The sequence below is a fragment of the Acinetobacter sp. Ac_3412 genome (assembly GCF_013072675.1).
Classification (GTDB): domain Bacteria; phylum Pseudomonadota; class Gammaproteobacteria; order Pseudomonadales; family Moraxellaceae; genus Acinetobacter; species Acinetobacter higginsii.
On record NZ_LXUJ01000007.1, the window covers coordinates 163612 to 180381 of the forward strand.

Consider the following 16770-nt stretch of genomic DNA (forward strand, 5'->3'; position numbering starts at 1 on the left):
AGCTAAATCAACTTATTTAATTTTCTTAAAAATAAAGTCATTGATTTTGTGGCCAGATTCTAGACCACGACGCTCAAATTTGGTGACTGGACGCCATTCTGGACGAGGGTAACTATTGCCTTTACCTGCCAAGTTTTCCATATCTGGACGGTTATCTAGAATATCAAGCATCCACTCTGCATACGGTTCCCAGTCAGTTGCTGCGTGGAATGTACCACCAAGCTCTAACTTCTGTTCAACCAGTTGCATACGCTCGTGAATCACAAAGCGGCGTTTAAAGTGGCGTTTCTTCTGCCACGGATCTGGGAAGTAAAGCTGTACGCAGTTAATGCTGTTGTCTGGCATTTCACGTAATACTTGAATTGCATCAGCATCCAGTACAAACAGGTTCTTTAAGCCAGCCATCCCCGCTTCATAAACACACTGTGCAATACCAGGCACATGTACTTCGATACCGACAAAATTACGTTCAGGATTGGCCTTTGCCATTAACACCAAAGAACGGCCCATACCAAAACCGATTTCAACGGTTAATGGACGTTCAGGATGTTCAAAATGCTGGCGTAAATCACCAACAGGGTATTCCAAAATTAAATCACGATAATCTTCTAAAGCAGTACGTTGTGAAGTATTGAGCGGAGCTGAACGACGCATAAACGTCACAATTTCACGGTGCTCAGGCAAATTGTCGAGTTCCGTAATTTGCGTTTCTAACTGATCGTTTGACATGATTCTGGAGATATAAATATAGAAATGCCGTATTTTAAGTGTTCAGGTGGTCAAGTCAAACTTTAAGTGATTTTATTTAGCCGATCATTTCTAAAATTGCTTAAAATTTGTCAAAAAATCTTCATGTAGCTGTCACAGAAATTGCATAGCCTAATTACAATTTTAACACTAAGTAAAAAACCATGAACAATTTTAAATACCATTCGATCGCCATTTGTTTAGGCCTGTTAGGTGCATCTTCACTCTTTTCTGCTGCACATGCACAACTGATGTTTAGCCAGTATGTCGATGGCAGCAGCAATAAAAAGGGACTGGAAATTTATAACCCCGATGCCACAACAGTGAATTTAGCCGATTATGAAATTCAGCAGTTTAATAATGGTGGCACAGTTAAAACCGCTGCCTTTCCTTTACAAGGTAGCTTGGCCAGTAAACAAAAATTCCTGATTGGTCGTTCTGAATTACAGGCGCAATTGGGCGATAAGGTTAATCAAGTTGCGGGATTATCTTTTAATGGTGATGATGCGATTGTGTTGCTTTATCGTGGTACGCCAGTAGATCGTTTTGGTCGTATTGGTGAGCGTCCAACGGCAGGTTGGGGTACAACGGTATTCAGTACTGCGAATAGCTTTAAACGCATTCAAACAGACAATCCAGTAGTGAGTGTTGATCCGACCAGTCCATTCGACCTTGACCAATCTTGGCAGGTATGGACAGATCGGAATGACTTTTCGAATTTAACTGGCTCAACCACGACACCACCTGTAGATGCAGTGAGCTGTAGCAGTAGTGATACACCGATTGCTAGTCTTGCGCAATCGGCTCAAAATCAAAATTATACTATTCGTGGAGTGATCACAGCGGATTATCGTTATAGCAATGGTTTCTCAGGTTTCTATGTACAAACACCTGATAGCAAAGCTACGCCAAATGTCAGTAATGCGATTTTTGTTTATATTCCTGCAAGCAGTGCAGTCAAAGGTGGACAAATTGGTGATGAAGTCATCCTGCGTGGTCGTTTAACCAGTTATCAAAACCAACTTCAATTGGATCAGTTGCAGCAGGATATTAAGACCTGTAACCAGAACATGGCATCGCTGATCCAACCACTGGACTTGAACTTGCCATTTAGCAGTTTGACCGATACCGCAGGGAATTCACCTAAGCGTTACCAAGGGATGTTGGTGAAATTACCGCAAACGTTGACGGTAAGTGAAAACTATAATTTTGGTCGTTATGGCGAACTTTCTCTAAGCCTTGGTCGCTTATTTATTCCGACCAATCTTTATCCTGCACTTTCAAATGAAGCCAAGGCTTTAGCACAACAAAATTTACTTTCTAAGATTATCTTTGATGATGGCTATAACAATCAAAACCGTGCACCGTGGTTGCCACAAAACTTTAGTGCGTTGAATACGCTACGTTCGGGCTACCAATTAAAAAATGCACAAGGTATTTTGGAATACCGCTTTAATGCTTGGCGTGTACAACCGATTGCAGGCGCAAACTTGCCAGAAGTGGTAACCACCACCAATCCGCGTACAACGATTGCGGCTAAACAAAGCAAACATATTCGTGCGGCGGCATTTAACGTGCTGAACTATGACAATGGCAAGAATGGTTTCCCAACGGAACGTGGTGCCAACAGTCAGGCTGAATTTGATAAGCAACATGCCAAAATCGTCAATGCATTAAAATCAATTGATGCGGATGTGTATGGTTTGATGGAAATTGCCAATAATGGTTATGGCAGTGATAGTGCAGTTGCTAACTTGACTAAGGCTTTAGGGTCAGACTGGAAATATGTGATTCCAGAAGGGCTCAATCAGCTCGGTACCGATGTGATTGCGGTTGCCATTATCTATAACAGTAAACGTGTTCAGCCAGTGAATAAGCCTGCGGTATTGGATTTAGGGGATAAAAGCCGTTCAACCATCGCACAATCCTTTAAGCCTGTACAAGGTGGACAAATCTTTACAGTGATTCCAAATCATCTTAAATCGAAGAGCTGTCGCGGTGTCGATGAAAACTCTCTGGATGCAGATCAACGTGATGGGCAAGGCTGTTGGAATCCAACCCGAGTAAAAGCGGTTGAGCAACTCACCCAATGGATTGCCAAGAATCCAACTCAAGTGAAAAATCCGAATATCTTACTGTTAGGTGATATGAACAGTTATGCCAAAGAAGATCCAATTTTAAGTTTTGAGAAAGCCAACTATAAAGTTTTGCTGAATGACAGCAAAGTCGGTGAGGGCAATAAAGCTTATAGCTATGTCTTTGGTGTGGCGAGTGATGCAGATGGTTATGGTGGTGCAGGTAACCTTGATCATGCCATTGCCGATGCCAATCTGTATAAACGTGTAATCAAGACTTTTGCATGGCATATCAATGCCGATGAGCCAACAGTATTGGACTATAACGAAGAATATAAAACCGATGAGCAAAAGGCCTTGTTCTTCTCGGCAGATGCTTATCGTTCTTCAGATCATGACCCTGTGATTGTTGATTTGGATATGAAAAGTTCGGATTCTCAACTTGAACCCAATAATCCGAAGAATATCATCGTTGAATTTTTAAACTCATTATTTGAATGGTTAGGCAAGCTTTTTGGTCGAGCGTAATCTGATTTCCGTGACATTGTTTGGTTTGTTTTTTCATAAATTAATCAATCGTCACGGAATATAACTTGCAAGGCAGAAAAAAATTCATTAATAGTAGTGGTGTAGATGTTCTTAGCATGAAAGCTATTATAAATTTTGGTTATTTCTGTTCTCGAGTTTCGTAGGAACGTTCTAGGGCATAAGTTGTTAGATAACAAGGATCAATTATGAAGTTGTATTATTCACCTGGTGCATGCTCATTGGCAGCCCATATTATTTTAAATGAAATAAATGTCGATTTTGATTTAGAACGAGTTGATCTAAAAACACATAAAACTTCAAAAGGTGCAGATTATTACGAGATTAACCCAAAAGGCTATGTACCTGCTTTGGAAATTAATCCAGGTTTAATTTTAACTGAGAATGTGGCAATTTTACCGTTTTTAGCACAGCATGATCCAAAACAGGATTTAATCCCACCATCGGGGATGGGGCGTGCCAAAGTCCTAGAGTGGTTAGGCTATTTGAACTCAGAATTGCATGATGCTTATTCAGTATTCTTTAGCGGTAAACTCACTGATGATGAGAAAACCAAAGCCTATGCAGAAGTTGATCGTTTGCTTAAGTATATCGACAACTATTTAGCTGAATCGGATTGTGATTATTTGGTCGATGATAACTTTGGTCCTGCGGATGCGTATTTATTCGTGCTCACCAACTGGTCAAATCACATTGAGCATGACTTAACGCCTTATATCAATATTATTGCATTGCGTAATAAAGTGGCTGAACGTCAGTCTGTACAAATTGCGATGCGTGATGAAGGTTTATTAAGTTAATTCAGACCAATAAAAAAGCCTCTGTAAACAGAGGCTTTTTTATTTCAACTCAATTATTGCTGAGCTTTTTCTTTCACATCAGCAGCAGTTGATTCTACAGCGCCTGCAACTTTAGCTGTTGCATCACGTGCCGCAGCCTCAGTTTTAGCAGCAGCTTCAGCCGTTGCAGTTGCAGTGTGATCAGCAGCAGCATCAATTTGATCACCAGCAGTATCTACAGCAGTTGCAACATTGCTCGCAGCTGCATCAGCCGCATTTTGAACGTCTGCACCAGCTTGATCAGCAGCATGTTCTAAATGTTCACCCGTGGTTGCACCAGTTTCAGGTGCTTTATCTTTATTACAGCCTACAAGCGCAACAGTAGCAGCAAGACCTAATGCAACAAGTAATTTATTCATTGTCTATTTCCTTTTCTTTGTGGCATCCAATCGGATATGGATACCGAAAATATAAACATAAACTTGATGAATAATAAAGTTGAAAATTTGTTGATAACTTGTAAAAACACGCACTTACGTCGGAAAATGTAAGTGCGTGCACATGTTCTGAGTAGACTTATACTCCAGAACGGATCATATAATCAAAAGCAGACAGCGATGCTTTGGCGCCTTCACCTGTGGCAATGATGATTTGCTTGTATGGCACTGTCGTACAGTCACCTGCGGCAAAGACACCTTTGACATTGGTTTCATTGCGATCATTAATCACAATCTCGCCACGGCTGCTGAGTTCAACCGCACTGTTCTTTAAGAAATCCGTGTTTGGCAATAAACCAATTTGTACGAAGATCCCTGCAAGTTCAACTGTGTGTTCAACATCAGTGGCGCGATCTTTGTATTTCAATGCCGTCACTTGAGCACCATCACCAACCACTTCAGTACTTAAGGCATTCATGATCACAGTGGTATTTGGCAAGCTATTTAATTTGTCTTGCAATACTTGGTCAGCACGAAGTTTGGTATCAAACTCAACCAAAGTCACATGCTCAACAATCCCTGCAAGGTCAATCGCTGCTTCAACACCAGAGTTACCTCCACCAATTACCGCAACACGTTTGCCTTTGAATAATGGACCATCACAGTGTGGGCAGTACGCTACACCACGAGTACGGTATTCAGCTTCACCCGGTACATTCATTTCTCTCCAACGTGCACCTGTAGACAGGATGATGGTTTTCGATTCAAGTTTGGCACCATTCTCCAGTTCAACCTCAACCAGACCATTGGCCGTTTGATCTGCACCAGTGATCTTGCTGACACGTTGCAAGTTCATGATATCGACACCGTATTCACGGACATGTGCTTCCATGTCTTGAGCGAACTGAGGACCTACGGTTTTTTGAACAGTGGTAAAGTTCTCAATGTCCATGGTATCCATCACCTGACCACCAAAGCGTTCAGCCACGATACCCGTTTTGATGCCTTTACGTGCCGCATAGATTGCTGCAGTACCACCCGCAGGTCCACCACCAATCACCAATACATCAAATGCATCTTTGGCATTGATTGCTGCTGCATCTTTCTCAGCCGAATTGCTGTCCAGTTTCGCTACAATTTCTTCCAAAGTCATACGACCTTGACCAATATGCTGATTGTCTTGGAACACCATTGGTACAGCCAAGATTTTGCGTTCTTCAACTTCGTCTTGGAAGAAAGCACCATCAATCATGGTTGCCGTGGTATTTGGATTGTTAATCGCAATCAAGTTGAGTGCTTGAACCACATCCGGACAGTTATGGCAGCTCAGCGATACAAACACATCAAAGTTGGCAGTCAAGTTTAAGCCTTTGATCTGAGTGAGTACTTCATCAGACACTTTAGGCGCATAACCTGATACTTGTAATAATGCCAAGATCAAAGAAGTAAACTCATGTCCCATCGGTAAGCCAGCAAAGAACACACGTGGTTGTTCACCAGCTTTGGCCACACCGAAACTAGGACGGCGAGCGTTTGAACCGTCAAAACGCGCCGTAACTTGGTCAGAAAGTTCAGCAATTTCAGTCACGAGTTCTTTAATTTTTTCTGCTTTGTCGGAGTCATCTAAAGCAGCAACCAACTCGATTGGACTTTCTAAACGTTCTAAGTAAGCTTTTAATTGAGTTTTAATATTTTGATCTAACATGTATTTCTCCAAACGCTAAGACTTTTAAATCAGCTAAATTCATTCAATGAGGCTATAGTACGCAAAAGTACTGAATAGGTAAAACAGTATGTTTTTATGAGTTTGATCGGTTTTTTGAATTTTTAATGAATTTACTATTTTTTGAAGATTTCTTTCACAAAAAATTTGAGTACAATCAAAGTTGTTATATAACTGCAATCATTTCGTGGCATAAATAAAGGGTAAGTAATATGACCTTACAACGTGGCATTTATCAACACTATAAAGGTCAGCTGTATCAAGTGTTTAATGTGGCTCGTCATAGTGAAACCGAAGAGGAATTGGTGGTCTATCAATGCTTATATGGTGATTACTCAATGTGGGTACGTCCATTGGCAATGTTTAGCGAAACCGTTCAGCTCGATGATGGTCAAATTCTGCCACGCTTTAAACTAATACAAACGACTTAAATTCAATACACTTTGCATAAGCGTAGTTGGGGGATCAGATATGACCAGCACTGTATTTTTAAAACGTATCTCTGATTTATATGATGAGTTTAAACAACATGATGCTCGACAGTCTGATCGTTTAAGACGCTACCGAAATATTGAAGCTGAGTCAGCTAAGCTACTTGCGATGTTGGTTCGTACTCAACGATCTAAGCGGATTTTAGAAATTGGCACCTCGACAGGTTATTCAACCCTTTGGTTGGCAGAAGCAGGTAAAAGCGTCGGTGGGGCTGTACAAACCCTAGAAATTAATGCCTTTCGCAGTGCGCAAGCAAAAAAATATGCGGAAGAATTTGGCTTAGAGCCGTTTATTGATTTTTGGGTGGGGGATGCTGCTGATTATCTGGCCCAAGCGACTGAACCTTATGATTTGATTCTACTGGATGCTGAACGTGGTAGTTATGTGAGCTACTGGCAAGACTTAAAGCGTTTATTGCAGTCTTCGGGAAGTACTTTAATTGTTGATAATGTGATTTCTCATGCAGCAGAGGTGAAGGAATTCCTCGAACTGATCAAAGATGATGAAGATTACATGAGTACCATTCTGCCGATTGGTGCAGGTTTATGTATGGTGGTGTTAAAGTGAATTGATTTTACTTTGATGGTGTAGTCGATATGCTTGAGGGCTACAGCCAATCACTTTATTAAATGCACGGGTGAAATTGGCAGGATTAGAATAACCCAGCTCATAGGCAATATGGGTAATGGTAAAGCTAGAATTTTCTAATAACTCAATCGCACGCTCAGTGCTGATCTGCTGCTTTAACGCTTGAAATTCCACACCTTGTTGCTGCAAATAGCGTTGCAAGGTTTTAGTGGAAATATTTAAGACTTTGGCACATTCCATGAGGGTTGGGACTTGATTAGCTTGTCGTAACATCATGCTGACCCATTCCACAATTTCTCCTTGATGATAGATCTTCTGGATTTGTTCCTGACAGCGTTGTTCAACTATTTTTAAACTATGTGCATCCGCCAAAGGTAAGGGGAGTGCCAATTGCTGCTGATCAATCACCACACGGATACCTGAAAGCCAAGTATAGTTAAAGTGGAAATTGGCTTTCACTAAGGATAAATAACGTTCTTGATAGCTCGGCTCTGGAACACTCAAATAGACTTGGTAGCGTTGTAGTTGCTGACCTGCCAATTCTAATAGGCTGTAGTAGAACGCTACCGCAATCGCTTCAATATGAAAGGCCAAACATTGCTTATTCATCTGCAAAATTGGTTCAAATAACAGTTCAACTTTTTGTGAGCCTGCTGGAAACTGAATGCTGAGCTTAAAACTGGGCATAATCAGTCTAAAATATTGTGCAATCAGCCTAAGTGCATGTTCCAGATTAGGGCTGGTCATGAGTGCATAGCCGACGAGACTATGTGAGCTGAGTTTGATATTTTTGCCCAGTTCAAAGGCCAAGTCTTGAGTATTGGGCAGACTTAAACCAATTTCAATGAATTGTTCAATTTGCTGAATCGATAATAATTCTGTTTTTGCCAGTTCTTGCTGCACAGCCATCAACAAATCATTATCGTATTGATGTGTACCGATTAAAATTTCAATCAGTCGTAAATAATAACGTGATGGGATAACCGGGATCTGTTGCTTTTGCACAAGAAAAACTCAGTAAAGTCTTAAAATGATAATAGCAAGTCTTAAAATGATAATATAGAGGGGCAGTGAAGGGACACAATCAATTCAAGCAAAACATTTTGTGTTTGATTGAGGAATTTCTAATGAATATGCATACTCAACTGGATGTCGAGCAAGCGACAACAACATTTAAGGATAAAAAACGTCATTTATGGCTATTGGGTTTGGCTGTACCGACCATTGCAATGGGTGGTTTGGCGGGCTATCAGTTTGGTCCTAAAAAAACGAAAAAGTTCTTTGCTTCATTTGGGCCATTATTTATTCATGGCGTTATTCCGACATTGGATAAATTGATTGGTGAAGACACCGAAAACCCGCCATTAGATGCAATTGCAGATTTAGAAGCTGATCCGTATTACGCTCGAATTGTTAAACTTTTTATTCCATTACAATATGCGACCAATATTTATGGGGCCTATTTAGCCAGTCGTAAAGACACCCCAGTTGCAGATCAAGTCTTATTAGGAACTTTGGTGGGCATGGTCAATGGAATTGCCATTAATACTGCACATGAACTGAGCCATAAGAGCGGACGTTTAGAGCATTATCTTTCGCATTTGGCTTTAGCACCATCAGGTTATAACCATTTCCGTATTGAACACCCGTATGGACACCACCGTCGCGTTGCAACACCTGAAGATCCAGCATCTTCACAATTTGGCGAAAGCTTTTGGAAGTTTTTACCGCGTACCGTGATTGGCAGCTTTAAATCGGCGATCGAAATTGAGAAAAACCGTTTAGAACGTAAGAAACTGCCTTTCCTCTGTAAGGAAAATGAGTTAATTCATGGCTGGGCGATGTCTGCTGTATATCATGCTGCCATGTTTAGCAAATTTGGTATGCGTTCAGTCCCATTCCAAGTCACGCAAGCAGCTTATGCGATTACCTTGTTTGAATCAGTAAATTATATTGAACATTATGGTTTAAAGCGTGCAAAGAAAGAAAATGGCCAATATGAACGTACTTTGCCAGAGCATAGCTGGAACAATAATAATGTCGTGACCAATTTGTTCTTGTATCAATTACAACGTCATTCAGATCATCATGCTAACCCGACCCGAAGCTTCCAAACTTTACGTCACTTTCAAGATGCGCCACAATTACCTGCTGGTTATGGTGCCATGATTCTGCCAGCATTTATTCCATCGTGGTGGTCAAAAATTATGGATGATCGAGTGGTGCAACACTATAAAGGGAACTTGGACAGAATAAATGTCCATCCTGAAGCCAAACAGAAGATGTTAGAGAAATATGCTGAACAGCAAGATGCTGCTTAAAGCTGAAGTGAGATACAACGAAAATCAGCCCAATTGGGCTGATTCTTTTATGACTATGCTGAAATACAGAGGCGTTTAAAATGCAGATCAAACTCAAGATATTTATGCACAAAGGCTGTTTTATCATTGGTGCGAAGTAAATTATTGTAAATAAACTCTGGAACGGGATGATAAAGCTCACCTGAGCCATTGCTATAGAAAATTTTTAAATAGCGTGAAGAAACATCATATTTCCAAGAGGTTACAACAACAGATTTTTCCATATAGCGACTCCTATTTTTGTTTGATCTTTTAGTACATATATAAAAACTCTTTTGTTTCATAATTTGACAGTACTCCAACTGGGGCAGTCTGACAATTCATAAATGAAGCTTGCTATAAATTTATAAGTATAAGAATTGTAAAAAATTAGCTATATATTTTCAGTGTGAAATAGGACTTGGATTAATAAAAATCATCAATAAAAAAACCACCCTAAAAAGGGTGGTTTCAAACCTATTGGTCTAATCTAAAGAATTAGATTTTACCAACTAAGTCGATAGATGGAGCAAGCGTAGCTTCGCCTTCTTTCCATTTAGCTGGGCAAACTTCACCTGGGTGAGCGTGAACATATTGAGCAGCTTTAACTTTACGAAGAAGTTCAGATGCATCACGGCCGATACCACCAGCGTTGATTTCAACGATTTGGATTTTGCCTTCTGGATCGATTACGAAAGTACCACGGTCAGCAAGACCAGCAGCTTCGATTAATACGTCGAAGTTTTTAGAAAGTGTCCAAGTTGGGTCACCGATCAATGGGTATTGGATTTTACCAATAACTTCTGAAGTGTCGTGCCAAGCTTTGTGCGTGAAATGAGTGTCAGTAGACACGCCATAGATTTCAACGCCTAATTTTTGGAATTCAGCATAGTTGTCAGCAAGGTCGCCTAACTCAGTTGGACATACGAATGTGAAGTCAGCTGGGTAGAAGAATACAACAGACCATTTGCCTTTAAGATCTGCTTCAGATACGTCAACAAATTGACCGTTGTGGTACGCAGTCGCTTTAAATGGTTTAACTTCAGTATTAATTAAGCTCATCATTGTCTCCATGATTGAGGTTTTATTGAGAGGCTAACGCCTTACTTGTTTACGAGGTCAAGAATAAATAATTTTTAGTTATTGGGGAAATAGTATTTTTACATGACTAAAATCGGAAAATTGAATAACTCAATAAAAACGACTTTCACCCAAGAATATCTGTCCTATTTGACTGCATCGAGATGAAGCAAACATGACAAAAGATCCAGAACTAATGTGCATAACAACATGAAGTCTACGCCATCAAAATTCAAGGGTAAAATTGAAAAAATCTAAAATTATATAAAAAACGGAGATATACGATTAAATTTTCTACGTGTATCTGTTTCATTTAGAAAGCTATCTGGTCGTGATCCTGAGTTGTTGAGATCGATTTACAAAAGAAAAACTCGAATACGATAAGGAGAATAGTAATTAGTTTGATGAGATTATTGATTTGTTGCTATAAAAATACAGGGTTTATTTGGTAGGAGTGAAGGAATGGAATCATATCATGGTCTAGTCAATGTTACACAAGCAAAAAATTATCTCCCAAAAGAGGGCGCAATATTTATTCCAAATTGTCAGGCAGTTGATTTATTCTCATGTTCGATGATTGTATTGGATGCAAAACAAAGTCAGCACGAAATAAGAGAAGGCGCTATTTTCGTCCCCAAAGTATTAAAAGGAAAAGGCTATCAGCACTGGTTACAGGTTTCGACTTTTCTTAATCTTGTTGTTGATATTGATCCAAACGAAGTCAGTGAATCAAAACTAAGGTCTATTTTTATTGTTTCAGCCTTGGATGAGTAATGATTTAACTTGATTCAAGACCTAAATTTTTAGTGATAAGCCTCTGCGGTGGCTAATGTCTAGAAAAGCTTTCTTTGCATAGCAAGGGTTTAAGGCGTAAAATAGCCGATTATTTAATTTTTCAGGAAAGCTGTTCAGTGCAGAGTCATTTAAATGTAGATCAATTGGTTATGGCTCGTGACCGTCACCGTTTAAATCGACTGCGCAAAGATAAAAAAACAGAAACAGCGGAAATCGAAAAACTCATTCAACAATCGAATCATAAGGTAAAACAACGCTTAGCGCGTGTTCCCAAGATCAAACTGAATCAAGACCTGCCTGTTACCCAATATGCAGACCGTTTAATTGAAGCGATTCAAAAGCATCAGGTGATTATTGTTGCTGGTGAAACGGGTTCTGGTAAAACCACACAGCTTCCACAAATCGCGATGCTGGCAGGTCGTGGACTCACTGGGATGATTGGTCATACTCAGCCACGTCGATTGGCGGCTCGAAGTGTCTCACAACGTATTGCGGAAGAAGTGGGCGAGAAGCTTGGCGAATCAATTGGTTTTAAGATTCGTTTTAATGAGCAAGGCTCGCAAGACTCGATCGTCCGTTTGATGACCGATGGTATTTTGTTGGCTGAATTGACCAATGACCGTTTTTTATCAAAATACGATACGATCATTATTGATGAAGCGCATGAACGCTCACTCAATATTGACTTCATCATGGGCTATCTCAAGCAGCTTTTGCCAAAACGTCCTGATTTAAAAGTCATCGTGACCTCGGCTACGCTAGATGTAAACCGTTTTAGCCAGTATTTTTATGATGCGCCTATTTTTGAAGTAGAAGGTCGCAGCTTTCCTGTCGAGCTACGTTATCGTCCAATCTCTGAGCTGAGTATTGTCGGTAGCGATGACGACGAGTTTGATGATTTTGAAGAAAATTTACCGCGTGCTGTAGTACAAGCAGTAGAAGAGTGTTTTGCTGATGCTGAAGCAAAAGGTCATCCTGAATATGCGGATATTTTAATTTTTGCCAGTACAGAGCAGGAAATCCGTGAATTGCAGGAAACGCTGCAAAAATATGGTCCTCGTCATACTGAGGTATTGCCTTTATATGCGCGTTTGGCTCTAGCAGAACAGCAAAAGATCTTTAGTCCGAGTGGTAAAGGTCGACGCATTATTATTGCGACCAACGTGGCTGAAACTGCATTGACGGTGCCGAATATTCGCTATGTGATTGACAGTGGTTTTGCTCGTATCTCGCGTTATAACTACCGTTCACGGGTGCAGCGCTTACCGATTGAAGCAATCTCACAGGCGGCAGCCAACCAGCGTAAAGGCCGCTGTGGTCGTATTGCTGCGGGTGTATGTATTCGTCTATACAGTGAAGAAGACTTTTTAAGTCGTCCTGAGTTTACTGAACCTGAAATTAAACGGACTAACTTGGCCTCTGTTATTTTGCAAATGCAAAGCTTAGGTTTAGGTAATCTGGAAGATTTTGATTTTATTGAGCCACCAGATTTCCGTTTGGTAAATGACGGACGGAAGCTCTTGGTCGAGTTAGGCGCATTAAACGAACGTAAGAATGATTTAACAAAAGTCGGTCAAATGATGGCGCGTATGCCAATTGACCCACGTTTAGCACGTATGTTGGTTGGCGGGGCTCATTTTGGTGTGCTCAAAGAAACTCTGATTATTGTCAGTGCATTAGCCATTCAAGATCCACGTGAGCGTCCTGCAGACAAGCAAATGCAGGCAGATCAAAAGCATGCACTGTTTAAAGAAGCTGACTCAGACTTTTTATTCTATTTAAAACTTTGGAATACGCTGCAAACCAGTCCCGAAACACAAACTGAAAATAAGCGTCGTCAATTTGCACGCCAGCACTTTTTAAGTTGGTTACGTCTTCGCGAATGGAAACAAACCCATCAGCAACTGGTTGAATTGGCAGAAGGTTTAAAACTCAGTTTTAATGAAAAATCGGCCAATTATGAAAACCTGCATCGTGCCTTACTCACGGGCTTACTTTCATTTATTGCGAATAAAACAGACGAACGAAATACCTTTATGGCGGTGCGCCAACAGAAGGCTAAAGTTTTTCCTGCAAGTACCTTACACAAGACCAATACCGCTTGGGTCATGGCATTTGAGATGGTGGAAACCTCTCAGGTGTATTTAAGGACTTTGGCAAAAATTGATCCTGAATGGATTCTATTGGCTGCGCGTGATTTATTGAAATATCACTATTTTGAACCTCATTGGTCGAAAAAAGCGGGCATTGTAAATGCCTATGCACAAATATCGCTATTCGGTTTAATCATTGAGCCAAAGCGAATGATTAACTTTGAAAAAGTGGATCAAGCTGCGGCACATGAAATCTTTTTACGTGATGCCTTAACGACAGGTCATTTAGGTATTACGCCGCCATTTTTAAAACATAACTTACTCAAACTTGAAGAAGTTGAACGGGTTGAAGATAAATTACGTCGCCGTGATTTGGTGGTGGATGAAGAGACCATTTACCAGTTCTATGCAGCGAAAGTGCCAGAAGAAATTGCCAGTCGCAGCAGTTTTGAAGATTGGCGTGCAACCATTGAGTCAGAGCATCCGCGTTATTTATTTGTAGATGATGATGCGTTATGGATGAATGATCGTCCAACGACGCAACAATTCCCAGATTATTTACATAATGGACAACTGCGACTTGCTGCTAGCTATCGTTTTGACCCGAGCCATGATGAAGATGGTGCAACCGTTAAAATTCCAGTGCAGGCTTTACCGCAAGTGGATGAAAAGCAGTGGTCATGGGGCATTCCAGGGTGGCGTCAGGATTTAATTGAAGCCTTATTAAAAGCATTACCAAAAGACAAGCGTCGCAATTTGGTGCCGATCCCAGATACAGCGAAAAAGCTCATGCAGGGGATTGATGCAGTTCATCTGCGTGAACATTTATTTAGCTATTTGGCGTTTGCTTTGCGCGGTGAGCAGATTACGGAAAAAGATTTTTCTTTTGAGCGTATTGATCAGTATTTGATACCGTTTATTAAAGTGGTAGATGAAAAAGGCAAGTTGATCGCACAAGGGCGTGATCTGGATGAGTTGAAAGCACGTTGTCGCGTTGAAACCCATCGTCCAGTCAAACAGCAACAAGGTGAGTTCCAGATCTTTCCTGAAAATTTTGTATTCGAAGCATCGCAAAAAGTAACAGGTGTTGTAATCAAGCAATACCAAGCGCTGGTACCCACAAAATCATTCGCAGAGCTTGAGGCAAAAGACGAGTCTGGTGTGGTAATTCAAACCTTTAATGATCAAGATGAAGCGATTAAGCAACATCGTGAAGGGTTGATTTGTCTGGTGCATATGCAGTTGGGGGATTTAATCCGTCAATTGAAAAAGCAGATTTCCAAGCCCTTGGCTCTCGCTTATTCACCATTGGGTGATCGAGCAAAACTGGAACAAATGCTGGTCTATGCAACCTTGCAGGTTTCAATTCAAGATCTACCAAAAAATGCGGCTGAGTTTCAGCAGTTACTCACTGAAACTAAAAAGCGATTTTTAGCAAATGGTCAACAGACATTAACTGATTTAACTGAAATATTTACCCAATGGCAGCAGATCCGCCGTGAGTTATTGGTGTTGGATCAAAGCATCTTTGGTCGAAGTGTGGATGATATTGAAGATCAACTTGATTTAATGTCATTAGCAAACTTTGTTTATAGCCGTCCTGCTGAAATTTGGCAGGAATACCCGCGTTATTTAAAAGCGCTGCTATTGCGTTTAGATCGTTTGCCCAATAATCTACAACGAGACCTTGCTGCAATTGATGATGTCGATCCATGGATGGACAAAGTATTTAAATTTAAAAATGATCCTAAAATCAAAGAACTGTATTTGATGTTGGAAGAATTTAGAATTTCTTTGTTTTCTCAGCCGATGAAAACAAAGCTGCCTATTTCACCAACTAGATTACAAAAACTATGGGATCGATTAGCAATCGGTTAAACTGAGAAATATGAAAGTTAGAAGCATTCTTTACAGGAGTTTTACATGGGCATCCGTATAACAGGTACAGGTTTATTCCACCCAACCGAATCTATTTCCAATGAAGAATTGGTTGAAAGTTTAAATGCTTATGTAGAACAGTATAACCAAGATAACGCAGCGCAAATTGAAGCTGGCGAAATTGAAGCACTTCGTGGTTCAAGCCCTGAATTTATCGAGAAAGCATCGGGCATTCAACGCCGTTATGTGGTCGAAAAATCAGGTATTCTTGATCCGACACGTTTGCGTCCACGTTTGCAAGAGCGTAGTAATGATGAACTTTCACTTCAAGCGGAGTGGGGCGTTATTGCTGCTAAGCAAGCGATGGAAAATGCAGGTGTTACCGCAGAAGATATCGATGTTGTAATTTTGGCGTGTTCAAATATGCAACGTGCCTATCCTGCAGTTGCGATTGAAATCCAGTCTGCTTTGGGTATCCAAGGTTATGCTTATGACATGAATGTGGCATGTTCTGCTGCAACATTTGGTTTGAAGCAAGCTTATGACGCCGTGAAATGTGGTGCCCGTCGTGTGTTACTGCTGAATGTGGAAATTACATCGGGTCATTTAGATTATCGTACCCGTGATGCACACTTTATTTTTGGTGATGTTGCGACGGCATCAATTATTGAAGAAACAGAAACCAAATCTGGTTATGAAATCTTAGATATCCATTTGTTTACTCAGTTCTCAAATAATATTCGTAACAACTTTGGTTTCTTGAATCGTAGTGAAGATGCTGTTGTTGACGATAAGCTATTCCGTCAAGACGGTCGTAAAGTCTTTAAAGAAGTATGCCCATTGGTTGCGAAAATCATTACCGCACAATTGGAAAAGCTAGAATTAACTGCTGAGCAAATCAAACGCTTCTGGTTACACCAAGCCAATGCCAATATGAATGAACTGATTCTAAAACTCGTTGTCGGGAAAGATGCTGACTTAGAACGTGCCCCAATTATTTTAGATGAATTTGCCAATACCTCATCTGCAGGGGTCATTATCGCAATGCATCGTACAGGCGAGCAGGTGAATGATGGCGAATATGCTGTGATTTCTTCATTCGGGGCTGGTTATTCGGTCGGTTCGATTATGGTACAAAAGCATATTGCTTAAGCTTTTAAGTTCACAATAAAAAAACACCACAATTGTGGTGTTTTTT

14 protein-coding genes are annotated in these 16770 nt (G+C 40.5%); 8 read left to right on the forward strand and 6 right to left on the reverse strand.

The window, feature by feature from the left end; genetic code table 11:
• Positions 1-12: 12 nt before the first annotated feature.
• A complete protein-coding gene (trmB, locus tag A7P54_RS04180; protein WP_004662584.1) occupies positions 13-729 on the reverse strand; it encodes a tRNA (guanosine(46)-N7)-methyltransferase TrmB in 717 nt (238 codons plus the stop codon).
• Positions 730-911: 182 nt separating this feature from the next.
• Here trmB and A7P54_RS04185 point away from each other — a divergent pair, with 182 nt between their 5' ends.
• Positions 912-3350: an ExeM/NucH family extracellular endonuclease gene (locus tag A7P54_RS04185; protein ID WP_171548754.1), complete on the forward strand. Its 2439-nt coding sequence runs from the start codon at positions 912-914 to the stop codon at positions 3348-3350.
• 206 nt (positions 3351-3556) lie between these two features.
• On the forward strand, positions 3557-4168 hold the full coding sequence (locus A7P54_RS04190) for a glutathione binding-like protein (protein ID WP_004654065.1): 612 nt from the start codon (positions 3557-3559) through the stop codon (positions 4166-4168).
• A gap of 53 nt (positions 4169-4221) precedes the next feature.
• Here the strand turns inward: A7P54_RS04190 and A7P54_RS04195 are convergent, their stop codons facing one another.
• Positions 4222-4566 (reverse strand): hypothetical protein, encoded by a 345-nt coding sequence (locus A7P54_RS04195; RefSeq protein WP_004806359.1) that lies wholly within the window; start codon positions 4564-4566, stop codon positions 4222-4224.
• Positions 4567-4723: 157 nt separating this feature from the next.
• The gene (gene ahpF, locus A7P54_RS04200; RefSeq protein WP_171548755.1) at positions 4724-6289 is read right to left on the reverse strand and encodes an alkyl hydroperoxide reductase subunit F; all 1566 of its coding nucleotides are present in this window, start codon (positions 6287-6289) and stop codon (positions 4724-4726) included.
• A 230-nt stretch (positions 6290-6519) separates the two neighbouring features.
• Here ahpF and A7P54_RS04205 point away from each other — a divergent pair, with 230 nt between their 5' ends.
• Positions 6520-6738 carry a DUF1653 domain-containing protein gene (locus tag A7P54_RS04205; protein ID WP_005204420.1) on the forward strand — a complete coding sequence of 73 codons (219 nt, stop codon included), beginning with the start codon at positions 6520-6522 and terminating at the stop codon, positions 6736-6738.
• A gap of 40 nt (positions 6739-6778) precedes the next feature.
• Complete coding sequence (locus A7P54_RS04210) at positions 6779-7366, forward strand: class I SAM-dependent methyltransferase (RefSeq protein ID WP_171548756.1); 588 nt, start codon at positions 6779-6781, stop codon at positions 7364-7366.
• Here A7P54_RS04210 and A7P54_RS04215 read toward each other — a convergent pair.
• Entirely contained in the window at positions 7358-8392 is a 1035-nt protein-coding gene (locus A7P54_RS04215) for a helix-turn-helix domain-containing protein (RefSeq protein ID WP_171548757.1), read from the reverse strand. The two genes, A7P54_RS04210 and A7P54_RS04215, sit on opposite strands and share 9 nt — an antisense overlap.
• A gap of 122 nt (positions 8393-8514) precedes the next feature.
• Between A7P54_RS04215 and A7P54_RS04220 the strand changes: the two genes are divergently transcribed.
• Positions 8515-9708: an alkane 1-monooxygenase gene (locus A7P54_RS04220; RefSeq protein WP_004806367.1), complete on the forward strand. Its 1194-nt coding sequence runs from the start codon at positions 8515-8517 to the stop codon at positions 9706-9708.
• Between the two features lie 53 nt (positions 9709-9761).
• On the opposite strand, the gene A7P54_RS04225 is transcribed toward A7P54_RS04220, so the two are convergent.
• The gene (locus A7P54_RS04225) at positions 9762-9971 is read right to left on the reverse strand and encodes a KTSC domain-containing protein (RefSeq protein WP_003652651.1); all 210 of its coding nucleotides are present in this window, start codon (positions 9969-9971) and stop codon (positions 9762-9764) included.
• 253 nt (positions 9972-10224) lie between these two features.
• Positions 10225-10788, reverse strand: coding sequence for an alkyl hydroperoxide reductase subunit C (gene ahpC, locus A7P54_RS04230; protein ID WP_004654049.1), 564 nt, complete (start codon positions 10786-10788; stop codon positions 10225-10227).
• A gap of 480 nt (positions 10789-11268) precedes the next feature.
• Between ahpC and A7P54_RS04235 the strand changes: the two genes are divergently transcribed.
• From A7P54_RS04235 to A7P54_RS04245, 3 genes are all read left to right on the forward strand, one after another.
• Complete coding sequence (locus A7P54_RS04235; RefSeq protein WP_171548758.1) at positions 11269-11580, forward strand: hypothetical protein; 312 nt, start codon at positions 11269-11271, stop codon at positions 11578-11580.
• A 137-nt stretch (positions 11581-11717) separates the two neighbouring features.
• Positions 11718-15572, forward strand: coding sequence for an ATP-dependent RNA helicase HrpA (gene hrpA, locus A7P54_RS04240; RefSeq protein ID WP_171548759.1), 3855 nt, complete (start codon positions 11718-11720; stop codon positions 15570-15572).
• A gap of 45 nt (positions 15573-15617) precedes the next feature.
• Complete coding sequence (locus A7P54_RS04245) at positions 15618-16724, forward strand: beta-ketoacyl-ACP synthase III (protein ID WP_171548760.1); 1107 nt, start codon at positions 15618-15620, stop codon at positions 16722-16724.
• Positions 16725-16770 lie beyond the last annotated feature (46 nt).